We start from the raw sequence: 18,520 nt of genomic DNA on the forward strand, positions 1-18,520 counted from the left end.
GACAACCAGCAATCTATCCAGTTGTCATCTTGACGAGTAGATGGTTCTTGGTGCACGCTTCACTTGTCAACCCGAAGATTGGAGGCCATGATGGCTAAATCACAACGGCGTAAGCCCCCGCAGCGAAGAAAGGACGTGTGGATGCACGTCATAGACGGAGCCCGGATCCGCCGGTGGCGCAAGCAACGTCACTACTCCCAGCGAGAGCTCGCGTTCCTGGTGCGGCGTACCCAGTCGACGATCTACCTCATCGAAACCGGGAAGCTGCGGGCCATCAGCGAGGACCTGGCGTTGGCTCTCGCTGCACGGCTCGACGTGCCGTGGGAGGACCTCTTCGAGGCCCGTGAGGATTCTTTGCCGTCCGATGTGACAACTGGTGCATGTGTCACCAGTCAATCCGCCTGACCGCCGAAACCTGGCGACATCAGCAGAAAGGAAAGGTCTGTGCCACAAGAAGAGCCGAGCAGCCCGTTGAGGAAGCTGCTCACCATCCCCGAGGCCGCCGCCGCGCTGCGCGTCGGACGAACCACGGTGTACGAGCTGTTCAAAACCGGGCTGCTCGGCTCACTACAGGTGGCGGGCCGACGGTTCGTCCCCGTGACGGAGATCGACCGGTTCATCGCCGAGCACACCCAGGTGTCCGCATGACCGCCTGCATCACTGATCTGGCTGACGCTGCCGCGGAGCACAATCGTCCGTTCACTGGCGGCGAGGCGCACCGCCGTCTCAACATGTCGTCCAGGCACTGGCCGATCCCGGCCACCTACGACGCGGCGATCGCTGAGTTGCACGCCACCCGTGAGGAACTCAACGAGGTTCTGGCCGAGCATCACAATTTCGGGCCGCTACTCCGGTCGGCGTGCGAGGCGAACGCCGCCATCGCACGCGAGTTCACCGAACTGCTAGGGGACCGCGAGCAGGTCCGCGATGAGCGAGATGAGCTGCAGGTCCGCGTCGACGAACTGACTGCCGAACTGGAGGAGGTGCGGGAGAGACTGGACTTCCTCGGTAAGGAACCCGTGCCGTCGTCTCGCGACCGTGCGGCGGTGACGCCGTGATCACCGACCTGATGCGTGGCGCAGCCGATTTCATCGACGCGGTCAACCAGGCGCTCGAGGAACGTCGCGCGGGCTTCTCTGAGCGTGAGGCCGGCGACTATCTCGACGCCGCCGGGCTGGCCGACTCGATGGTGCCAGACGAGTTCGCCGACGATGTGGTCGACGCCGAGGTGCACTGCCCTGGTTGCAAGTGCCCGTCGTACTGCGGGTGCGGCCGCGAGATCTATAGCGAGCCCGAAGGTCCCGACGGCCCGACGTATTGGTTCCACAGCGACGACGATTCGCCGATCACCTGGGGGTGCGCGACGGTCCGCGACGGATTTACTTCCCCTGCTGCTGCCGATGGTTGTGGTCGATCGGGTGGTGCTGATCTGGACACGGGCTCGGCAGAGTCGCGGTGGCAGCAGCAGGGGGACCGGCGGGCCGAGGATGTGCCACCGTGCGGCGTCTATCTCGCCGGTGATGCTCTGCCGATTCGACCTGCTAACCCAATTTTCTGCGAGCTTCCCGCAGCGCATGCGGGAGAACACATCTCGTACAAGCACCCCGACCGGGCGATCGTCCGGTGGCCCAACGCACCTGTCTCGGTGTCCCACGAGGACCTGGCCGCGCACGTCGCCGCGTCGATTCGCGAGTTCCGGATGTCCCACGCAGGGAACTTCGAAGATGCCGCCGACTTCATCGCCAGTGGCCTTCTCGCCGACCACTCCATCGCTCTCCGAAGCAAGTAGGGCCCCGTGCTGCGTCACCAGCTCGGAGCCCACGACACCAGCAACACCCCATCGAAAGGAACGCCAGTGCCAACCGCAGAGTCTACCTATCAGATCAACGAGCGCGAGGACGGCGCGTTGGTCGCCACCGTCGAGCGCCCGGAGTGGCCCGAGGTGCCGAGGCAGGTCGGTGTGGCGATGCCGCACCCGTCCGGCGAACGCTGGCTCGTGATCGTCTGGGACGAGAACGCTGGCAGCGCTGACTTTCTCGCCGAGGACCGGGCAGCGGCGTTACAGGTCTTGGATTTTCACGCTGCCCTGGTGGCGCGTCTCGTCGAGGCCCGTGAGAATGCGGCGGTGTCGGCGTGACGGCGCGAGCAGTGCGCCGAGGCCTGGCGCTCATCGTCTACGGCGCGATCCTCGCCGGCGTCGGAACCCTGTGGGCCGCAGGCACAGCGAAGGCCTCGCCGAACGTGGGTTGCGAGACGATCGCCGCGCCGGGCCTGCTTGCCTGGGGGCAGAAACGCACCATCTGCGACTCGCCCCGCAACGCGGACGGCAGCTGGTGGCGCACCCGGCAGTATTGGACGCCGGCGCATTACGTGCCGGTGTCGTGCTACCGGTGGTCCTGCTCGGGTGGCTACCCGGTCGGTGACAGCGTCGCACGCTACGAGGAGTACGCGGTCACCGACGCCACGGTCCTACCGGATGAACCTGGTTGGCTGCCAACCGGATCGGTGGTCATCCGATGACGGCACTGCAACCGGTGTGGACGCCGGCCGATTTCGACGCCACCGTTGCGGCCGCCGCGCTGCACGAGCCGGTCGCAGCGGTCCCTGCCGCGACGCGTGGCCGCCGATACCGGGGCAGGCACCGCGCCAATAGGTTCAGCCGACGAGTCACCGACCTGCAGACCGAGATCCGGGAGGAGCAGGCGTACGACGAGTTCAGACGAAACCTGGCCTTCGTTCTCAGGTCGCTCAGACCAGGCGGTGCGCAGTGAAGCCGCCGGTGGTTGACCAGACGCTGGACTCGAACCTCGATCGCGTCGCCGAGGTGGCGCTGGGGTTGGCGGTGAAGATCCGCGACGACGACCCTCGTCGGCTGTTCGAGGAGTTGCGGTTGTTGGCGCAACGCTATCCGGCGAAATACGCCCAGATCACCATGGCGCTCGCGGCTTTCGTAAATCCCGATGAGGGCACGGTTGCGCTGCAGGAGCGCGTGGAGGCCATCACGGAGTCGCGCGTGGGGCGGCACATGTCGGCGGTGGCGTCGTGACGCGCGCGTTGTGGCTCGCCGCTTGGGTCTTCGGCGCGCTGGCCTACATCGGGCTGGCGGTGTGTCTGCCGCTGTTCGTGACGGCCGCGATCCTTTCCGCCGCATCGGTATTGGCGTGGGGTTTCCGTGTCCACCCGGACCCCGACGAATGGGCCAACGACGAGTGGTGGACAGACGAATCGGAAGAACAAGCAAGGGGTGAATCGGTGATGGCGTACGAATTCGAGTCCGACGAGTGGGCGAGGGCCAACCACCAGCTGTCCGAGATGGACCGCGCCACAACGGCGATCAGCACCCGCCAGTCGGTCGGGATGTGCGGCGACCTGGACGACGTGCGATACGGGGGAGCCGACTACCGATGACCGCCGCGACCATGAAAGACGGTCTCCACCGGGTCGTTCCGGAAGAGGTCTACCACGCTGACCGTGGATCGCTCTCGGTGTCGGGCGCGAAGCTGCTGCTGCCGCCCAGCTGCCCGGCCAAATTCCGGTGGGCCATGGACAACGAGCGGAAACCCAAGAAGGAATGGGACTTCGGGCACGTCGCCCACCATTTGATCCTCGGCAAGGGCGCCGAGTTCGCGGTGCTGGATCCAGCGGTGCACGGGCTCAAAGCCGACGGCACGATGTCGGAGAAACCGACGGCGACCACCAAGTGGAGGAACGCGGCCGCCGAGGCGCGCGAGCGTGGCCAGGTCCCGATCTCGCTGAGTGACCACAGCGCAGCCGAAATGCTGGCCGCCAGCGTGCTGCAGCACCCGGCGGCCGGCCCGATCTTCCGTGACGGTGACGCCGAAGTCAGCCTCTACCACACCGATCCGGAGACCGGTGTGCAGAAGCGGGGCCGGGTCGACTGGCTCGAACCAAACGGCGACATCGACGACGTGAAGACCAGCACCACCGCAAACCCGGCCGAGTTGGTCCGGAAGTTCTGGACGCTCAGCTACTTCATGCAGGCGGCCTGGTACCGGGATCTCGTCATCGCGCTGGGTATCGCGGAGAACCCGCGGTTCCGGTTCGTGGTGGTGGAGAAAGAACCGCCGTTCGTCGTGACGGTCGTGGAGTACGACGACCAGGCCATCGCCGAGGGGCAGCGGCTCAACCGTGAGGCCATCCGCCTCTATGCCGAGTGCCAGGAGCGCGGTGTGTGGCCGGGCTACAGCGACGACGTCGTGACCATCAGCCTGCCCGGCTGGGCCGCCCGTGAGGCCGAGGCCGCAGTGACGCAACAAGAAGCAGAACACCTCATTGCCGAATTGGAAGGGATCTATCAGTGACAAGCGCCGAAGTGGTTCGCCAGACACCGCAGCAGAAGACGCTCGCCAAGCTCATCACCGACATGACGCCAGAGTTGGCGAAGGCGTTGCCGAGGCACGTCACCCCCGAACGTATGGCGCGCATCGCCGTCACGGTTGTGCGGGCGACACCGAAGCTGGCGGAGTGCTCGCCCGCGTCGTTCCTGGGTGCGCTGCTCACGGCCAGCCAGCTGGGGTTGGAGCCGGGCCCGACTGGTGAGGCGTATTTCGTGCCGTACAAGCAGACGTGCACGTTCATCCCGGGTTATCGGGGCTTGATCAAGCTGGCCCGCCAGTCGGGTCAGGTGTCCGACATCTACGCCGAAATCGTCTACGCCAACGACAAGTTCAAGGTCACGCGTGGTCTGCAGCGCAACATCGAGCATGAGGAAGCGGCCGACCGCAACAACCGCGGCAAGCCGACTGACGTGTACGCGGTGGCGAAGTTCAAGGACGGGACCACCACGTTCGTCACGATGACGGTCAACGAGGTCGAGGCGATCCGCAGGCGGTCGATGGCGGCGAATAACGGTCCGTGGGTGACGGACTGGGAAGCGATGGCCAAGAAGACCGCGGTGCGGCAGTTGTCGAAGTGGTTGCCGTTGTCGGCGGAGTTCAATAGCGCTGTGTCGCTGGACGGCACGGTCCGCACCGATGTGGGCCCACTGGTGGATGCGCAGACGGAGTTCATCGACGGCGAGGTGGTTCCGTCCGGGCAGCCGGAGATCGCCGCGTCGGCCGAGACTCCCGCCGATGACCCGCAGATGGTTGACGGCGAGCCGACCCAGATCCGCATGGCCACGAAGGCGCAACTCACCAGGCTGGCGCAGATCCAGAAGTCGGAGAAGTACGACTCCGACGACGAGTGGTTTTCCTACCTCGGTGATGCGGCTGGGGTGAAGGCTAGGCGTACGGCTGATGTGACGTACGACGAAGCCGCCGCGGTTATTTCGCTGTTCGACGGGCCGGAGCAGTGACGGCCCTGAGCGTGGTGGAGGCGTACTCCATCGTCCACTGCGGGGAATGCGGTGTGCCGTTCGCGCTCAACGATGACTTCATCCGCGAGCGCAGGAGGGACCACCGGACGTGGTACTGCCCGAACGGCCACAGCCGCTACTACCCCGAGAAAAACGAGACCGAGGTGGCGAAGGCTGCAGTGGCTCGGCTCGAGCGGCAGTTGGCCAACCGGGATGAGGATCTGCGCGCGGCGAAGGCGGCGCACGCGGTAACGAAGGGCAAGTTGACCAAGACGCGCAACCGGATCGCCAAGGGTGTGTGCCCCTGCTGCAACCGGTCTTTCGCGAATCTCGGTCAGCACATGGCCAACAAGCACCCGGAGTTCGCGGAGGCGTCGAAATGACGTGGGCTGAGGCGGCGACGTGGATCGCGTTGTTCGTCGTCTTCGGGTGGGTCTTCCGATGACCCTGACCCCCGCTGAGCACTACCAGCGTGCTGACGAGCTGCTGGCTGAGTTGGAGCACGCCGACCCGCAGGTGGCGCCGAAGTTGCCCCACGTCGCATTCAAGCTCCGGCTGGCCGAACTGCACGCTCAGTTCGCCCAATCCCCGTGGTGGCCCGGACTAGTCGACGAGCCGGACTATGCCGACTTTGACGACCTGGACCCGGGCGCCCAGCGCCACCGGCTCACGCAGCTGATCCTTGGCCGCCACCCCATCGACACCCGCAAGGCCACAGGCGACCGCCTGTAATCCCCATCCTCGGAAAGGAACAAGCATGGGCATCACTGTCCAGACCACGAAGCTGATCGACATCCTGTCCGACGCGTTGCAGACCGCCAGCAACGACGTCGGCGGCGTCCACCTGACCACCACGAGGGCGCCCTGGCGCGACGAACCCAGCGACGTCGACCTGCTCGCCGCATCGTCCACCAACAGGTACGTGCTCGGGCACACGTGGATTCCCTGCGATGGCCGCATCGACCCCATGGTGTGGCCGTGCGAGTCGGTCGCCAACGTGCTGTCGCTGATCAAGTCATGGAAGAAAATCAAGGGCGACCAGCACACCGTCGACATCAGCCTGGTGCTCGCCGATCCACCGGAGGACGGCAAGGACGACGAGCACCCCGGCTGGACGGTCACACTCGCTGAGACGCCAGCATTGTTCGACTCGGACAATGAGTTTCAGTTCCACGCGCACCACGAAACGAAGTTCCCGATCAGCATCGTGCACCGGATCGGCACCGACACGTTCGTCACGAAAGAGGACTACGCCGAGGTACCGCTGACCCTTTGGTCGGCGACAGTGCTGGCTCCGCTGGTGGCCGTAGCCAGGCGCCGCAACATGCAGATCCAGATGTTCCGGTCGCCGACTCGACTGCTGCAGATCGTGCAGATCGGCGACACGTGGATCGGCATCGCGATGCCGGGCACGCCTGTGCCCGGCGATGCGACGGACGGCCCCAGCATCGAGCCCGTCCTGGCCGCTGACGCCGATCTGGTTGCGGCGCTGCGCGACATGAAGGCGAGCGGTGTGTCCGTGTCGGTGGAGAACCCACAGACGGAGCTGGGCGGGATCATCGCCGACGCCGCCGCGAAGGTGAGCGACCAGTGACCGCCCCGACACTGCCAGGGGCCGACGCCTCGGTGCGGTTCTTCGTGCCGGGGAAGGCCGCCCCGCAGGGCAGCAAGCGGCACGTCGGGCGCGGCATCTTGGTCGAGTCGTCGAAAGAGGTTGGGCCGTGGCGTGAACGCGTCGCCCTGGCCGCGCACCAGGCGATGGCTGGCCGGCCGCTGTTCGGCGGCGCAGTGACGGTGTCGCTGAACTTCGTGATGCCGCGCCCGAAGTCGGCGCCGAAGACCAGGACCCCGGCGGCGGTGAGAAGGCCGGATATCGACAAGCTCTCGAGGGCCTGTCTCGATGCCTTGACGGACGTATGTTTTTCCGACGATTCGCAGGTCATCGGCCTATCCGCGTACAAGCGGCTCGCTGAGATCGGGGAGACGGCGGGCGTCGAGATCCGAGTGGAAGGCGACGAACTGTGATGCTGCAGTGGACATCCCACGACCACATCATCGGCACCCAGACCGCGGTTGGGATGCGCGGCGTGTACAGCGTGCAACGAGTCGGCCCGGAGTGGATCCTGCAGGGCCAGGGCCACGACGGTCTCACGATGCTCGCCATCCCGGTCGAGGGGAAGGCGTTCGCGTCGCTGGACTCGGCGAAGACGTGGGCCGGCGAACTGGACCGCGTGCGCTCAGTCGAGCCGCAGGTGAGTGGCTCATGAACACCTGCGAAGACCAGTCCGAACCGCTCGGCGAGAACCCCGACGTCCCGGCCCGCTACGACGCCGGCATCGGCACCCTGCTGGAAGCGATCGAACGCGGCTCCGTGATCGGTGTCCTCGGGGCGGCCGACGCGGTGCTTGCCACCAAGCAACTCGCCGAACGACAAACCCAGGCGCTCAACGCCATCCGGGAACTGCACGAGCGCGAGACCACGCTGTGCATCGAATGCGCCGATAAATGGCCGTGCCCGACCATCAGGGCTATCAATGAGGCGGGCGCATGATCACCGTCCTCTCAGATGCTGCGTGGGGTGCACGCGAAAACGCGCACCTCCACGGGAAGACCGCTGTCGGCGCCGCCGCACTGTCGGCGCAAGGCAACATGTACTCGGGCTGCAACGTCGAGCACCGGTTCCGCGCCCACGACGTGCACGCCGAAGTGAACGCGCTCACGTCGATGACAGCCGCTGGCGACGGCCCGGCTGTGGCGATCGTGATCGCTGCTGCGCGTGAGCGATTCACCCCGTGCGGTAGCTGCCTCGACTGGATTTTCGAACTCGGCGGCCCTGACTGCCTGGTCTCGTTCCAAGGTCAACCCGGCGGACCAGTGGAAACGCTGCGCGCCGACGAACTGATGCCGCATTACCCATGCTGAGGGTCGGATCGCTCTTCTCAGGAGCCGGTGGCCTGGACATGGCCGTCGAGCAGTTCTTCGGCGGCCGCACAGTGTGGCACTGCGAGCTCGATGCGGCGGCGTCGAAGGTGCTCGCTCATCGATGGCCGGGCGTACCTAACCACGGCGACATCACCGCCGTCGACTGGTCGACCGTCGAGGCCATCGACATCCTGTGCGGCGGGTTCCCATGCCAGGACATCAGTAGCGCTGGCCGTCAGGCCGGGATGGGCGCCGGTACCCGCTCGGGCCTGTGGTCCGAGTTCGCCCGTGCCATCGCAGCGCTCCGGCCGCGTCTGGTGGTCATCGAGAACGTAAGGAACCTGCTCAGCGCTGACGGTGAGGCGTGGCCGGCTGAAGTGGTCGCCGCCGACGCCGAGTGGGCGCGCCTTGCTCGCGTCGTCGCCCTCATCCACAGCAAGATCAACCGAGCCATGCGAGAGGACTGGTGGCATGGACAGTACAAGCAGCGCAAGCAATTCGAGCTGCATCGGATGGCTCGACTCCGAGACCGGGCATTGGCTCGATTCCGAACCCTCAAGCGTCGACTTGTTCAACGAGCCATCGGGACAGTTGTTGCCGACCTGGCCAACCTCGGGTATGACGCGCAATGGACGACTATTTCCGCTGCCAGCGTCGGCGCACCCCACAAGCGCGAGCGAGTCATCATCCTCGCAGTTGATGCCGACTCCACGAGGGTGCGCGGAGCGGACATCGCGCGGAGCGGCGACACGGCGGGACAGCATGTCGTCGCCGTCGCTGGAGCAGGCGATCGAGATCGCAGCCGGGAAGCTGCCGCGGGAATTCGAGACATGGGAGCAGCTGCCGCCGAGCTGGCAGCCGTAGATCTGCTTGCTACCCCGTGCGCTGCGCGGTCGGGCAACAATCAGTCGGCGTCGCCGGGTGCAGCGGTTCGCCCGTCACTGGACAGCATCACGGATCTTCTACCGACGCCGAGGCGAAGCGATGGCGATGGCGGGGCTAACCCGCTGTCTCGCGCCGAGCGGATGGACGACGTTGAGACCAGGGTCATTCGGCTGCTGCAAACGCCCAGAGCTGCTGACGGCGATGGAAGCAGGAAGGCGCGTGGCGGGGACCGGGGCAACGAGCCCCTGCTACCGGGCCAGGCCGTGGAGATGGCTCAGCAGTGGGGCAAGTACGCCCCGGCCATCAAACGTTGGGAGGCGGTGACCCGACCAGCGCCTTCGCCAACTGAGCCGAACACATTCGGAAACCCAAGGCTGGCAGCGCATTTTCCGGAGTGGATGATGGGCTGGCCGGCTGGCTGGGTCACTGATGTCCCTGGGGTGAGCCGCAACGACGCGCTGCGCATCATCGGCAACGGTGTCTGCCCGCAGCAGGCCATCGCTGCTTTGCGCTGGCTACTTCCAGTGTCGGCGGTGGCCGCGTGATCACTTCTGTTCGTAGGCGGTGTGTCCGCACTGGGCGCACCGATAGCTGGTGGTGGATACCTGCGCTTGGGGTGGGTGTCCTCGGCCGCGGTGGACGTGTCCTCGGATCGGTGTCAGCCCGTCGTCGGACCAGGGGAGTAGGCAGCGTGGGCAGCTCATGGGGAGTGTGGCGATCCACGCGTCGGGGCGGATTTGCACCATCGCGGACTGGTACCAGGACCAGTCAGTGGTGGTGGGGCGGGACATGGACGGCACCGTACCGCCGGGTGGCGACAGGCCACGAAAAATCTCAAGGTTAGGAATGCCATGAAGACCATCACCATCGATCAGATCAACTGGCCCGTCGCCGAGCAGGGTGACTTCAACACCGAGGACTGCGGCGCAGTGTTCACCGTCACGGAAGACGAGGACGGAGAACGCTTCTACGCATATGGCCACGTGCCCGAAGTCCAGATGTTGGCCGAGGTCACCCGCTACCTGAACCACATGATCCCGTCGGGCGACTTCGACGACATCGATGGAACCGGAGTTGAGCACGTCTACGCCAAGTTCGTAGATCACAACGCCGAGAGGTTCAGTTGGTGCACCGCTGAGACATCGGGAGCATTCCCGCTGACCGTTGTGTCCTTCTGAGCTTCCGATGACCATCGATGAGTTGGCGGCGGTCCTGCGTGTGCATCAGGGCCCGTTCTTTCATGGCACGCATTCGCGGTGTGGGTGTCGGCGGATCGTGCTGACCGCCGACGAGTGGGCCCGACACGTAGCCGAGGAGCAGCGTGCGGCTGTAGTGAAGGCCCGCACGATCACCACCGTTGAGCAACTCGACGCACTGCCGATGAGGTCGATTGTTCGATGCGCGCGGGGCTTCGCCTGGGCGAAGCACTCACCGAATCCACGTTTGCCCTCGGCTGTTTGGTACGACGCGGGGTGCGAGGACGGCCAGTACCCCGGTGAGGTTCCGCTTCCAGCAACCGTTCTCTACAACCCCGAGGCCGACCAGTGAACGCGGAATCGATGCTCGCCCACCGAAATCGACGACGCATCACCGGATCAATGTGGACCAGGAGGACACGATGAGCGACCCAGCAATCGAAGCTGCTCGAAGGGCGTGGGCAGTTCGTGGAGACGAGTCCGGCGAGGTCACAAGGTTGTCGGTCGACGCTGCCCGTGAGGCGTTGGCCCCGATCCGGGATCTACATCGCCCCTTCGCCACGAACGATCCACGTTCGCCGCATGACGTGGTGTGCAACCACTGCCTCGGTCCGAAGGTATGGCCGTGTGCAACAGCCAGATTGGCCTACACCACCGAGGAGTTGGGCCATGAGTGACATCGACCTAGACGCTATCCGCGCTGACATTGAGATGGCTGCCAGATCACCGGAGATGGCGCGTCATGTGGCACTGGACCACGGTCCCGAACTGGTCGCCGAAGTGGAGAAGCTGCGCGGTGCATGCAAGACACTCGGCGGGGTCGTGGAAGGCCAATGTCGGATGGCCCTGGATGCGAGTGGCCTGCACCACCTGATCGACGAGGACGGCGACGGTGACTGGGGACTGGTGTGGGAGAGGCTTGCCGAGCTGGGCACCGACAACGAGCGGCTACGGGCGATCGTTGAGCGGGTGCGGGAACTGGCCGAGAATCCCGCAACCTATTCGGGTACGGGCGTAGTAGCTGTGAAGCCTGAACGCATCATCGCCGCGCTGGAGGCTGGCCATGACTGACCGACCGATCGGATGTTGCGGTGTGTGCCCACCAATCGCTGGTGGCGGGTACGACTGCACATGCAAGGGAAATCCTCGGTGCCCGAACCGCATCAGGGTCGTGCCGGTCCGCGCCGCCAATGGACGCATCCAGGGCTGGGCCATCAACCGAGGTAACCGGGAACTCAACTTCTACCGCGTCACCGCCTGGCCCAACGCCCACGCACGGGCCATGATCCGCGCCCAACAACTTGCCCTAGGAGGCACGAAATGACCGACACCGCACGCGAGAAGGTCGCCGAAGCGATCCGGGCTGCGCGCGGCTGGAAGCCAGAGCATGGCTTCGGCTACACCGATCACCTCGCCGATGCTGCTATCGCCGCTCACCTCGATGCCCTCAAGACCAACGGGTACGCGCTCGTGAAGCTGCCCAAGTCGCCGTCCGAGTACTGGGGGCCAGAGCACCAGCCGCAGTGGAATCACTACCCGTACACCAGGGTTGACGGCGACGAGATCGAGATCGGCGCGCGGTGCGAGTACGTGTTCCGCGCCAACGTTCTCGAGGCACGCGTGTTCGCCGCGGACGTGCTTGCCGCCGCCGACGCTGCGGAGTCGACGCAACGCACCGCGCAGCCAGACGCATGCCCAGAGTGGCAACCGGTGCACGACCCGGACGCCGATCCCGGGCGGTCCTGATGCCGATCCGACCCGAGAACCGTGACCGCTACCCAGCCGACTGGCGGGAGATCAGCCGGCGGATCCGGTTCGAGCGCGCCAAGGGCCGCTGCGAATGCCACGGTGAGTGCGGCCGCGGCACCCACACCGGCCGGTGCCCAAACCGCCACGGGCAGCCCGCATATGGCACCGGCAGCAAGGTCGTGCTCACCGTCGCCCACCTCAACCACACGCCCGAGGACTGCCGCGACGACAACCTCCGCGCGATGTGCCAGGGCTGCCACCTGCACTACGACATCGAGCACCACAAGCAGACCGCAGCGGCCACCCGCCGCGCCGCACTGGAGGAACAGATGGACCCACTATTCGAGGTGACGGGCTGATGGACGAAATCGTGTGCGCGCTCTGCGATCACCCACGGGACGACCACGGCGACGGCGTGGTGCACACCGCCTGCTGCCACCTACCGCCCGGCGCCGCTATCGACGAGATGTGCGACTGCCCCGGCTGGGAACCACCCGCTGACGACGAGGAGGACTGACATGGCTGACCCAAACACCTGCAAGACCTGTGGCGGTGGTGTCGAGGACGACGGCACCTCGACGACCGACTGCGCGGCCGGACGATTCGGCACCGACAACGACGGCTGCTGCTGCGAATGCGGTGGCTGCTACTGCGACGGGGCCTGCTGATGGCGCGGTTGATGTCGGTGTCGCTCACCGAGGTGCAGGTGGTCGCCCGCACGAAGGACGTGACGCGCCGCATGGGGTGGCTGATCCTCAAGCCCGGCGACCGTTTGACCCTGTGCCGCAAAGTGATGGGCCGCCGCAAGGGTGAGCCGCTGGTGCGGATCACCGATGTGGAGGTGGTCAGCGTCCGGCGGGAGCCGCTGAACCGCATCGACGTCGATGACGTTGCCCGCGAAGGCTTCCCCGAGCTGACACCCGACGAGTTCGTGCGGTTCTTCTGCGACTCCCACAAGGGCTGCCGGCCCGACTCGATGGTCACCCGAATCGAGTGGCGCTATGTCTGAACTCGACCTCGATGAACTCGAAAACGCAACCCGCGGACTGGTGTACATGTCCGATGGCACCCGGGCGAGCGAGAAGCTGGGCCGCATCGTCGACGCGCACCGACTGCTGATCGCCGAGGTGCGGCGTCTGCGCCCGACGCTCATCGAGACCGTGGAGCAGCTCGACGCGCTGCCTGACCGCAGCATCGTTCACGAGTCGCACCGCGACGTCGCATGGATGAAAGACGGTAGATACACGCGCAATGAACCGTGGTGGGCGACTGGGTCCGAAGTCGAGGAACCGGCGACCGCCATCGTGCTGCCCGTGCGCGTGCTCTACACACCGGAGCTTGACAGGTGAGCGCCTCGAGCGACCTGCTCGCTCAGCTCGAGCGGCACTACATCAAACCCTCGGCGCCGATGCCTGGCGGCGTGTTCCTCCCCGAAGTCGGGCAGAACGGCGGCTGGGGCAGCGGCAGCCGCTGCGACGCCATCTACGTCGGATTCACCAGCAGCAGCGGCAGAATCCTCATTGGCCACGAACTTAAGATCAGCCGCAGCGACTGGCTCAACGAACTGAGCAAGCCCGGCAAGGCTGATGCCTGGGCCGACGAATGCCACGAATGGTGGCTCGTCGTCAGCGATCCCGCGATTGTGCACGACGGCGAACTACCCGCCGGGTGGGGCCTCATGAGCCCGTCACCGCGGTCGAAGAACCGCATGCAGGTCCACACCCAGGCCCACCGCAAGGACCCCCGCGTGCACCGGCCGGGCTGGAATGCGGTGCGCAGCATCATGGCCCGCCAAGACACCCTTCGCGCCCAGGCCGCCGAAGCCGTGCGCCGCGACGCCCGTGAAGACGCGCGCCGCGACTTCGACAAGCAGGTGCAGGCTGCCGTCGACCGCCGCCTGGCCGCCGGTGGCCTGCACGACGCCGCCCAGATCCGCGAGCGCCTCGCCCAGGTCGAACAGGCACTCGGCGCCAAGATCGATTTCACCGCCGGCGCGACTGATCGGTCGTCGGGTCGGTACGGGTGGAGCGGCGAAGTCACGCTCGCGCAGATCCGCGAGATCGCCACAGCGGTCCGCGCGTTCGGCGACGTGCAGCGGGCCATGTCGGCACTGACCGACCGGTGGGCCAACCCCGTCAAGAACACCCAAGGCGCACTCGACCGGCTCGGCGCGGCGCTCACCGAACTCGGCAAGGCCGGCCGCCCAGCCAAACCACCGCCAGCACCAGCCGCGGCAGTGGAGTCTCCGCCGCCCGATGGTGCCCCGCCGTCACCAGACCTGTTCAGCGAGATCCCGCTATGACCGCGCCTGAGCGCGACGGCGACGAGATCACCTGCCCGACGCCGGACAAACGCACTTACCGATCGAAAGCCAAAGCCAACCGCTACCAACGGCGTCGACGGCCTCCCGCCGGGGAGAAGAAAGACCGCCTCTACCCCTACCTATGCCCGTGCGGCGAGCACTGGCACCTCACCCACCAAAGCCCCGCGCTGCAGGCCCGCATCAGAGCCCGCATCGCCGCCCAAGCAGCAGCAGCCGCGGCCCAAGAGCGGGAGCGAGAAGCCTCATGACCACCACCGACCCGACATGGCGATCCCGGGCGGAATGCCGCGGCCACCCCAACCCGGACATCTGGTACCCCAACCCCTCCGACGTGCACGCCGAAGCCCGAGCCAAAGCCATCTGCGCCGCGTGCCCCGTCACCTTCCAATGCCTCGCCGACGCCAACGCTCGCCGCGAACGCCACGGCATCTGGGGCGGATTCGAACGCACGGACAAGGGCCGCGCCCGTCGACCACCCGGCCCCATGCCCAAAGGCGGCTACCGAATCGGAAGGAACACACGATGAGCGATGTTGTTGAGCGCGCGAAGGCCGCGCTGGAAGGCGTCACGCCGGAGCCGTGGGACGTGCGAGATGGGTTCATCTACCCGCTCGCCATCCGATGCGGCCTCGGCGCAATCAGGCCTCAGGACGCCGATTTCATAGCCGCTGCGCGCACTCTCGTACCTGAGCTGGTCGCCGAGTTGGAGCGAGCGCGGCGCGCATGCAGGAGGCTCGGCGAGGTGGTGGAGAGCCAATGCCGGATGGCTCTCGATGCGTCCGGTCTACACCACCTGATCGACGAGGACGGCGACGGTGACTGGGGATTGATATGGGAGAGGCTGGCTGAACTCGGCGCCGAGGTCGAACGGCTGAAGGCACGTGAGGACGCGGTGGCTGAGGCGTCGTATCGGACGGGGCAACTCGATGCAGAAGCCCCCCGATGACCGACCCGAAGATCCGCCTGCTGTTCACCCGCGCCCAACTCATCGCTATGAAGCGCTGCGCCGACTGCGGATGGCACGAGCCCACCCAGGGCCACCACCCCGAATGTCCAACGTGGGACAGCGATCCCGACGCTGCACCCCAACCGGGTACACAACGGGACATGACACGACCGCAGGGGGACAGGTGACGAACACCCGGCGATGGGCCACCAAAGAGGAAGTGGCCGAACACATCCGCGTCAGCGTCAAGACCGTCCAACGCATGACCGCCCGCGGCGAACTCACCGCCCATAACGTCGGCCCGCGCCTGATCCGCTACGACCTCAACGAGATCGACGCCATGCTCACACCCACCAACCCTGAATCGGCGGTGAGGTAGTGCCGCACTTCCGCGTCGATGACGCACTGCACGGGCACCCGAAGGCGCAGCGCGCCGGCGACGACGCGATCGGCATGTGGGTGCGCGCCGGATCGTTCTGCATGGCCTACCTCACCGACGGATTCGTGCCGGACTGGTGGGTGAAGCAGCAGCCGAAGGGCGTGGCGAAGGCCAAGCGCCTGATCGCGGCCGGACTGTGGCACGGCGGCGCCGAGCGCGACGGCGAGAAGGGCTACCAGTTCCACGAATTCACCGGACCGGGCCGCCAGGACTCCCGTGCGCAGATCGAAGCCGACCGCGAGAAGTGGCGGAAGAAGAAGGCCGCGCAGCGCGCCGCGTCCCAAGGGGAGTCCCCAGGGGACAACCCCGAAGTGTCCCCAGGGGACAGCCGGAACGGAAGCACCCAAAAAGACGCGACACAACGCACGGTACAGACGCAATACAACGGGCGGTACATAGACGAAAACGCGCATACCGAAAGCGCCCCCACCAGCGCAACCACCCAAATGTCCCCCGGGGAGTCCCGGGTATTACCCAACACCAACCCAACTAAAGAGATCTCTACTCACCTAAATGACGACTCTTACGTAAGTAATCCGAGCGGCAACAACGACATCCCGCTGCCACCCGAGCCGGAGCCAGACGACGACTACGGGACCGTGCCCCAGCACATCGACAACGCCGCAGCGAAGCCCACACCGCGCCAACCCAGCCAGGCCGCCAAGACCGTCGTCCGCCAAACCCTCGGCAACACCGGCCTCGCCGCCTACCCCCGCACATTCGTCGACCGCCTCGCCCGCCAAGTCGAAAACCTCACCCGCGAAGGACACCCCGACGCACTCATCCGCCAAGCACTCACCGAATGGGACAAGCGCACCGACGCACGCCCCGAATGGCTCCCCACCGTCCTCGGCGACCTCGTCAAGAACCAACGCGCCACCCCCGGCAACAACGGCCGCCCCGTCCACAAAATGCGCGGACTCGCCGAACTCGCACAACAAGTCCGCGCCCAAGAACAGCAAGCCGACATCGAATCCACTCAGCGGAAGGAACTCACCCCATGACCACCGTCGCCGACGCCCTCGAAGTCATGACCCTCATCGTCGCCTGCCACCACCGCACCGCACCCCGCATGGACGACCGAGAAGCCACCATCGCGACCGCCACCATCTGGGCCGAACTGTTCAGCCAGTACGGGCTCGAACTGCCCGACCTACTCGCCGGAGTCAAGCGCCGCGCACTCGGAAACGCCGAAGCCCCAGAGCCCGCAGAGATCATCACCGCCGCACGCGAATACCGCGCCCAACGCTGCCAAGCCGAATCCCGAGCCGAACGCGAAGCCCGCGAAGACCGCCAAGACGCTGCCCTCGAAGCACGCAACCACGCCAAACTCGCCGCCATCACAAGCGGATTCGGAAAGGCCATCGAGTGATGCGCGACCCCTACGACCCCCACGCCGACGAACGCCAAGCCACCGGCCCCACACCCGACCAAATCTGGTCATCCGAACAAAACCGCCGACGCCACGCCGACCGACTCGCCGCCATCGCCAACTGCCCGCTCTGCGACACCGACGGCTACCGAGACACCCACGTCTGCGACCACACCGACCACCGCGCAGCAGCACGCCGACACATCAACGAAATCAGAGCCCAAATGGGCTGGCCCGCCACCAAGACACCAGGCACACCCTAAAAGTCCCGCAGAATCGCATTCCGGCCCCAAAAGCACACGCTTGTGATTCAGCCCGACACCCCAAAACGGCCCAACCGCAACCGGACCACAGTCCACACACCCAGCACCCCCACCCCAGAAAATCCACCACATGCCCCCAGTCATGGACCGCAAAAGCAGCACAGCCCGCGCCGCTGAGGCCTGGCGGCTCCACGTGCGTGGGAGGACGTGGCAGGAGATCGCCGACGAGCTCGGGTTCAAATCGCGGCAGTCAGCCAACAAGGCCGTGAAGTCCTACCTGGAGAAGAACCCGCCGGCCGACATCGACACCATGCGGCGCGCCCGAGGGGATCTCCTGGCGGACACGACGGCCCGGCTTCACGACTGCATGGTCGACGCGATCGAGGCGGGCAAGTTCCGTGACGCGGCCGAGCTGGGCAAGGTGGTGCTCGACGGCGTCGACAAGCGCGCGAAGCTCGAAGGCCTGCACATCGCGGTGCCGCAGGTGGTGGATCTGAACGTGACGCAGACGGTGGTGGAGATGATCACCGACACCCGGGCGAAGCTGCAGGCCGCGATCGACGCCGAGATCGTGCCGCTACCTGAGGAGCTGGAGCGATGACGACCGTGGAGCAGCTCAAGGCCGCGACGAAGGCCGCGAAAAAGGCCGGCGTGGATGCGGCGATGTCGCTGGCCGAGGACATCGCGACGGGCCGGCTCGACCCGGCCGCGCTCGACGCCGCTGCGGCCGCTGAGGCTCGGGCGCTGTTCGGTCGTGTCGAGGGCCCCGACGATCCGCTGTGGGATCTGCATGTGGACGTGGCGCGCCAGGTGCTCGCCGTCGGTGGTGGCATCCCGGCCGGTGAGCTGGCGGAGTGGCTGGCGGTGACCCGCGCGGCCGAAGGCGTCGAGGCTGAGCCGGACGCCGACGCGGGGGAGTGGACGGCGGAGGCGTGCGACGAGGTACTGGCCTGGCCGGTGCAGCCGTTCGATGCGGGCGGCGAGCTGCCGCCGGGTGAGTCGATGGTCAACGACACCGGCGAGCCGGTCGAGGTGCGTGATGGGCCGCCTGAGGATGTCTCAGAACTTTAGTTTCGGGACGACCGTCTAGGGTGGCGCTGGGTGCGGTG

At 66.3% G+C, this 18,520-nt stretch carries 39 protein-coding genes; all 39 read left to right on the plus strand.

Annotated elements, in window-relative coordinates:
- The first annotated feature begins 141 nt into the window (after positions 1-141).
- Positions 142-405 (plus strand): helix-turn-helix transcriptional regulator, encoded by a 264-nt coding sequence (locus BTO20_RS05785; protein WP_087081678.1) that lies wholly within the window; start codon positions 142-144, stop codon positions 403-405.
- 39 nt (positions 406-444) lie between these two features.
- Entirely contained in the window at positions 445-648 is a 204-nt protein-coding gene (locus BTO20_RS05790; RefSeq protein WP_198344271.1) for a helix-turn-helix domain-containing protein, read from the plus strand.
- Positions 645-1,058 carry a hypothetical protein gene (locus BTO20_RS05795; protein WP_087074141.1) on the plus strand — a complete coding sequence of 138 codons (414 nt, stop codon included), beginning with the start codon at positions 645-647 and terminating at the stop codon, positions 1,056-1,058. The genes BTO20_RS05790 and BTO20_RS05795 overlap by 4 nt, the downstream gene beginning before the upstream one ends.
- A complete protein-coding gene (locus BTO20_RS05800; protein WP_087074143.1) occupies positions 1,055-1,789 on the plus strand; it encodes a hypothetical protein in 735 nt (244 codons plus the stop codon). The genes BTO20_RS05795 and BTO20_RS05800 overlap by 4 nt, the downstream gene beginning before the upstream one ends.
- A 66-nt stretch (positions 1,790-1,855) precedes the next feature.
- Positions 1,856-2,137, plus strand: coding sequence for a hypothetical protein (locus BTO20_RS05805; protein WP_083161949.1), 282 nt, complete (start codon positions 1,856-1,858; stop codon positions 2,135-2,137).
- Positions 2,134-2,520, plus strand: a complete 387-nt coding sequence (locus tag BTO20_RS05810; protein ID WP_232491048.1) for a CDGP domain-containing protein — start codon at positions 2,134-2,136, stop codon at positions 2,518-2,520. Before BTO20_RS05805 ends, BTO20_RS05810 begins: the two co-directional genes overlap by 4 nt.
- Positions 2,517-2,771, plus strand: coding sequence for a hypothetical protein (locus tag BTO20_RS05815; RefSeq protein WP_087074147.1), 255 nt, complete (start codon positions 2,517-2,519; stop codon positions 2,769-2,771). Before BTO20_RS05810 ends, BTO20_RS05815 begins: the two co-directional genes overlap by 4 nt.
- 8 nt (positions 2,772-2,779) lie before the next feature.
- Positions 2,780-3,046, plus strand: coding sequence for a hypothetical protein (locus tag BTO20_RS05820; protein ID WP_232491049.1), 267 nt, complete (start codon positions 2,780-2,782; stop codon positions 3,044-3,046).
- Positions 3,043-3,408, plus strand: a complete 366-nt coding sequence (mip1, locus tag BTO20_RS05825; RefSeq protein ID WP_087074151.1) for a microaggregate invasion protein 1 — start codon at positions 3,043-3,045, stop codon at positions 3,406-3,408. The genes BTO20_RS05820 and mip1 overlap by 4 nt, the downstream gene beginning before the upstream one ends.
- The gene (locus BTO20_RS05830; RefSeq protein ID WP_087074153.1) at positions 3,405-4,322 is read left to right on the plus strand and encodes a PD-(D/E)XK nuclease-like domain-containing protein; all 918 of its coding nucleotides are present in this window, start codon (positions 3,405-3,407) and stop codon (positions 4,320-4,322) included. Before mip1 ends, BTO20_RS05830 begins: the two co-directional genes overlap by 4 nt.
- Positions 4,319-5,317: a recombinase RecT gene (locus BTO20_RS05835; RefSeq protein ID WP_157680134.1), complete on the plus strand. Its 999-nt coding sequence runs from the start codon at positions 4,319-4,321 to the stop codon at positions 5,315-5,317. The genes BTO20_RS05830 and BTO20_RS05835 overlap by 4 nt, the downstream gene beginning before the upstream one ends.
- On the plus strand, positions 5,314-5,700 hold the full coding sequence (locus BTO20_RS05840) for a hypothetical protein (RefSeq protein ID WP_087074157.1): 387 nt from the start codon (positions 5,314-5,316) through the stop codon (positions 5,698-5,700). Before BTO20_RS05835 ends, BTO20_RS05840 begins: the two co-directional genes overlap by 4 nt.
- A 58-nt stretch (positions 5,701-5,758) precedes the next feature.
- Positions 5,759-6,049 (plus strand): hypothetical protein, encoded by a 291-nt coding sequence (locus tag BTO20_RS05845; RefSeq protein ID WP_087074159.1) that lies wholly within the window; start codon positions 5,759-5,761, stop codon positions 6,047-6,049.
- 25 nt (positions 6,050-6,074) lie between these two features.
- Positions 6,075-6,911, plus strand: a complete 837-nt coding sequence (locus BTO20_RS05850) for a DNA translocase FtsK (protein ID WP_232491050.1) — start codon at positions 6,075-6,077, stop codon at positions 6,909-6,911.
- Complete coding sequence (locus BTO20_RS05855; protein WP_083161521.1) at positions 6,908-7,342, plus strand: RusA family crossover junction endodeoxyribonuclease; 435 nt, start codon at positions 6,908-6,910, stop codon at positions 7,340-7,342. The genes BTO20_RS05850 and BTO20_RS05855 overlap by 4 nt, the downstream gene beginning before the upstream one ends.
- A complete protein-coding gene (locus tag BTO20_RS05860; protein ID WP_232491051.1) occupies positions 7,342-7,584 on the plus strand; it encodes a hypothetical protein in 243 nt (80 codons plus the stop codon). Before BTO20_RS05855 ends, BTO20_RS05860 begins: the two co-directional genes overlap by 1 nt.
- The gene (locus BTO20_RS05865) at positions 7,581-7,868 is read left to right on the plus strand and encodes a hypothetical protein (protein ID WP_087074163.1); all 288 of its coding nucleotides are present in this window, start codon (positions 7,581-7,583) and stop codon (positions 7,866-7,868) included. The genes BTO20_RS05860 and BTO20_RS05865 overlap by 4 nt, the downstream gene beginning before the upstream one ends.
- Positions 7,865-8,239: a hypothetical protein gene (locus tag BTO20_RS05870; RefSeq protein WP_087074165.1), complete on the plus strand. Its 375-nt coding sequence runs from the start codon at positions 7,865-7,867 to the stop codon at positions 8,237-8,239. Before BTO20_RS05865 ends, BTO20_RS05870 begins: the two co-directional genes overlap by 4 nt.
- Entirely contained in the window at positions 8,233-9,669 is a 1,437-nt protein-coding gene (locus tag BTO20_RS39835) for a DNA cytosine methyltransferase (protein WP_198344272.1), read from the plus strand. The genes BTO20_RS05870 and BTO20_RS39835 overlap by 7 nt, the downstream gene beginning before the upstream one ends.
- A gap of 306 nt (positions 9,670-9,975) precedes the next feature.
- Positions 9,976-10,302, plus strand: coding sequence for a hypothetical protein (locus BTO20_RS05880; protein ID WP_087074167.1), 327 nt, complete (start codon positions 9,976-9,978; stop codon positions 10,300-10,302).
- Between the two features lie 7 nt (positions 10,303-10,309).
- A complete protein-coding gene (locus BTO20_RS05885) occupies positions 10,310-10,672 on the plus strand; it encodes a hypothetical protein (RefSeq protein WP_087074169.1) in 363 nt (120 codons plus the stop codon).
- Positions 10,673-10,989: 317 nt separating this feature from the next.
- Positions 10,990-11,391, plus strand: a complete 402-nt coding sequence (locus BTO20_RS05895) for a hypothetical protein (RefSeq protein ID WP_157680135.1) — start codon at positions 10,990-10,992, stop codon at positions 11,389-11,391.
- Positions 11,392-11,491: 100 nt separating this feature from the next.
- Complete coding sequence (locus tag BTO20_RS39165; protein WP_157680136.1) at positions 11,492-11,644, plus strand: hypothetical protein; 153 nt, start codon at positions 11,492-11,494, stop codon at positions 11,642-11,644.
- Positions 11,641-12,066: a hypothetical protein gene (locus tag BTO20_RS05900; RefSeq protein ID WP_087074173.1), complete on the plus strand. Its 426-nt coding sequence runs from the start codon at positions 11,641-11,643 to the stop codon at positions 12,064-12,066. Before BTO20_RS39165 ends, BTO20_RS05900 begins: the two co-directional genes overlap by 4 nt.
- Positions 12,066-12,428 carry a hypothetical protein gene (locus BTO20_RS05905; protein ID WP_087074176.1) on the plus strand — a complete coding sequence of 121 codons (363 nt, stop codon included), beginning with the start codon at positions 12,066-12,068 and terminating at the stop codon, positions 12,426-12,428. The genes BTO20_RS05900 and BTO20_RS05905 overlap by 1 nt, the downstream gene beginning before the upstream one ends.
- Entirely contained in the window at positions 12,428-12,586 is a 159-nt protein-coding gene (locus tag BTO20_RS39170) for a hypothetical protein (protein WP_157680137.1), read from the plus strand. Before BTO20_RS05905 ends, BTO20_RS39170 begins: the two co-directional genes overlap by 1 nt.
- A gap of 1 nt (position 12,587) precedes the next feature.
- Entirely contained in the window at positions 12,588-12,737 is a 150-nt protein-coding gene (locus tag BTO20_RS39175; RefSeq protein WP_157680138.1) for a hypothetical protein, read from the plus strand.
- Entirely contained in the window at positions 12,737-13,078 is a 342-nt protein-coding gene (locus BTO20_RS40250) for an ASCH domain-containing protein (protein WP_232491052.1), read from the plus strand. The genes BTO20_RS39175 and BTO20_RS40250 overlap by 1 nt, the downstream gene beginning before the upstream one ends.
- Positions 13,071-13,418, plus strand: a complete 348-nt coding sequence (locus tag BTO20_RS05915; protein ID WP_087074178.1) for a hypothetical protein — start codon at positions 13,071-13,073, stop codon at positions 13,416-13,418. The genes BTO20_RS40250 and BTO20_RS05915 overlap by 8 nt, the downstream gene beginning before the upstream one ends.
- Positions 13,415-14,371, plus strand: a complete 957-nt coding sequence (locus tag BTO20_RS05920) for a hypothetical protein (protein WP_087074180.1) — start codon at positions 13,415-13,417, stop codon at positions 14,369-14,371. Before BTO20_RS05915 ends, BTO20_RS05920 begins: the two co-directional genes overlap by 4 nt.
- Positions 14,368-14,640 (plus strand): hypothetical protein, encoded by a 273-nt coding sequence (locus BTO20_RS39180; protein ID WP_157680139.1) that lies wholly within the window; start codon positions 14,368-14,370, stop codon positions 14,638-14,640. The genes BTO20_RS05920 and BTO20_RS39180 overlap by 4 nt, the downstream gene beginning before the upstream one ends.
- Entirely contained in the window at positions 14,637-14,918 is a 282-nt protein-coding gene (locus BTO20_RS05925) for a WhiB family transcriptional regulator (RefSeq protein WP_087074182.1), read from the plus strand. Before BTO20_RS39180 ends, BTO20_RS05925 begins: the two co-directional genes overlap by 4 nt.
- Positions 14,915-15,337, plus strand: a complete 423-nt coding sequence (locus BTO20_RS39840) for a hypothetical protein (RefSeq protein ID WP_198344273.1) — start codon at positions 14,915-14,917, stop codon at positions 15,335-15,337. The genes BTO20_RS05925 and BTO20_RS39840 overlap by 4 nt, the downstream gene beginning before the upstream one ends.
- Before the next feature lie 184 nt (positions 15,338-15,521).
- The gene (locus BTO20_RS05940; protein ID WP_232491053.1) at positions 15,522-15,716 is read left to right on the plus strand and encodes a helix-turn-helix domain-containing protein; all 195 of its coding nucleotides are present in this window, start codon (positions 15,522-15,524) and stop codon (positions 15,714-15,716) included.
- Positions 15,716-16,780, plus strand: coding sequence for a hypothetical protein (locus tag BTO20_RS05945; RefSeq protein WP_087074187.1), 1,065 nt, complete (start codon positions 15,716-15,718; stop codon positions 16,778-16,780). The genes BTO20_RS05940 and BTO20_RS05945 overlap by 1 nt, the downstream gene beginning before the upstream one ends.
- A complete protein-coding gene (locus tag BTO20_RS05950) occupies positions 16,777-17,148 on the plus strand; it encodes a hypothetical protein (protein WP_087074189.1) in 372 nt (123 codons plus the stop codon). Before BTO20_RS05945 ends, BTO20_RS05950 begins: the two co-directional genes overlap by 4 nt.
- Positions 17,148-17,411 (plus strand): hypothetical protein, encoded by a 264-nt coding sequence (locus BTO20_RS05955; RefSeq protein ID WP_087074191.1) that lies wholly within the window; start codon positions 17,148-17,150, stop codon positions 17,409-17,411. The genes BTO20_RS05950 and BTO20_RS05955 overlap by 1 nt, the downstream gene beginning before the upstream one ends.
- A gap of 130 nt (positions 17,412-17,541) precedes the next feature.
- Entirely contained in the window at positions 17,542-18,012 is a 471-nt protein-coding gene (locus tag BTO20_RS05960) for a hypothetical protein (RefSeq protein ID WP_157680140.1), read from the plus strand.
- A complete protein-coding gene (locus tag BTO20_RS05965) occupies positions 18,009-18,482 on the plus strand; it encodes a flagellar hook-length control protein (protein ID WP_232491054.1) in 474 nt (157 codons plus the stop codon). Before BTO20_RS05960 ends, BTO20_RS05965 begins: the two co-directional genes overlap by 4 nt.
- Positions 18,483-18,520: the final 38 nt, after the last annotated feature.

This window comes from Mycobacterium dioxanotrophicus (genome assembly GCF_002157835.1).
GTDB classification, from domain to species: domain Bacteria; phylum Actinomycetota; class Actinomycetes; order Mycobacteriales; family Mycobacteriaceae; genus Mycobacterium; species Mycobacterium dioxanotrophicus.

Bases quoted from the DNA above. Each gene is read 5' to 3' on its own strand.
- BTO20_RS05885 (WP_087074169.1), top strand. From the start codon at position 10,310: ATGACCATCGATGAGTTGGCGGCGGTCCTGCGTGTGCATCAGGGCCCG.
- BTO20_RS40250 (WP_232491052.1), top strand. From the start codon at position 12,737: ATGGCGCGGTTGATGTCGGTGTCGCTCACCGAGGTGCAGGTGGTCGCC.
- BTO20_RS05850 (WP_232491050.1), top strand. From the start codon at position 6,075: ATGGGCATCACTGTCCAGACCACGAAGCTGATCGACATCCTGTCCGAC.
- BTO20_RS05815 (WP_087074147.1), top strand. From the start codon at position 2,517: ATGACGGCACTGCAACCGGTGTGGACGCCGGCCGATTTCGACGCCACC.
- BTO20_RS05860 (WP_232491051.1), top strand. From the start codon at position 7,342: ATGCTGCAGTGGACATCCCACGACCACATCATCGGCACCCAGACCGCG.
- BTO20_RS05955 (WP_087074191.1), top strand. From the start codon at position 17,148: ATGCGCGACCCCTACGACCCCCACGCCGACGAACGCCAAGCCACCGGC.
- BTO20_RS39180 (WP_157680139.1), top strand. From the start codon at position 14,368: ATGACCGCGCCTGAGCGCGACGGCGACGAGATCACCTGCCCGACGCCG.
- BTO20_RS05865 (WP_087074163.1), top strand. From the start codon at position 7,581: ATGAACACCTGCGAAGACCAGTCCGAACCGCTCGGCGAGAACCCCGAC.
- BTO20_RS05915 (WP_087074178.1), top strand. From the start codon at position 13,071: ATGTCTGAACTCGACCTCGATGAACTCGAAAACGCAACCCGCGGACTG.
- BTO20_RS39840 (WP_198344273.1), top strand. From the start codon at position 14,915: ATGAGCGATGTTGTTGAGCGCGCGAAGGCCGCGCTGGAAGGCGTCACG.
- BTO20_RS05965 (WP_232491054.1), top strand. From the start codon at position 18,009: ATGACGACCGTGGAGCAGCTCAAGGCCGCGACGAAGGCCGCGAAAAAG.
- BTO20_RS05785 (WP_087081678.1), top strand. From the start codon at position 142: ATGCACGTCATAGACGGAGCCCGGATCCGCCGGTGGCGCAAGCAACGT.
- BTO20_RS05830 (WP_087074153.1), top strand. From the start codon at position 3,405: ATGACCGCCGCGACCATGAAAGACGGTCTCCACCGGGTCGTTCCGGAA.
- BTO20_RS05895 (WP_157680135.1), top strand. From the start codon at position 10,990: ATGAGTGACATCGACCTAGACGCTATCCGCGCTGACATTGAGATGGCT.
- BTO20_RS05845 (WP_087074159.1), top strand. From the start codon at position 5,759: ATGACCCTGACCCCCGCTGAGCACTACCAGCGTGCTGACGAGCTGCTG.
- BTO20_RS39175 (WP_157680138.1), top strand. From the start codon at position 12,588: ATGGCTGACCCAAACACCTGCAAGACCTGTGGCGGTGGTGTCGAGGAC.
- BTO20_RS05960 (WP_157680140.1), top strand. From the start codon at position 17,542: ATGCCCCCAGTCATGGACCGCAAAAGCAGCACAGCCCGCGCCGCTGAG.
- BTO20_RS05795 (WP_087074141.1), top strand. From the start codon at position 645: ATGACCGCCTGCATCACTGATCTGGCTGACGCTGCCGCGGAGCACAAT.
- BTO20_RS05905 (WP_087074176.1), top strand. From the start codon at position 12,066: ATGCCGATCCGACCCGAGAACCGTGACCGCTACCCAGCCGACTGGCGG.
- BTO20_RS39835 (WP_198344272.1), top strand. From the start codon at position 8,233: ATGCTGAGGGTCGGATCGCTCTTCTCAGGAGCCGGTGGCCTGGACATG.
- BTO20_RS39170 (WP_157680137.1), top strand. From the start codon at position 12,428: ATGGACGAAATCGTGTGCGCGCTCTGCGATCACCCACGGGACGACCAC.
- BTO20_RS05880 (WP_087074167.1), top strand. From the start codon at position 9,976: ATGAAGACCATCACCATCGATCAGATCAACTGGCCCGTCGCCGAGCAG.
- BTO20_RS05950 (WP_087074189.1), top strand. From the start codon at position 16,777: ATGACCACCGTCGCCGACGCCCTCGAAGTCATGACCCTCATCGTCGCC.
- BTO20_RS05925 (WP_087074182.1), top strand. From the start codon at position 14,637: ATGACCACCACCGACCCGACATGGCGATCCCGGGCGGAATGCCGCGGC.
- BTO20_RS05870 (WP_087074165.1), top strand. From the start codon at position 7,865: ATGATCACCGTCCTCTCAGATGCTGCGTGGGGTGCACGCGAAAACGCG.
- BTO20_RS05900 (WP_087074173.1), top strand. From the start codon at position 11,641: ATGACCGACACCGCACGCGAGAAGGTCGCCGAAGCGATCCGGGCTGCG.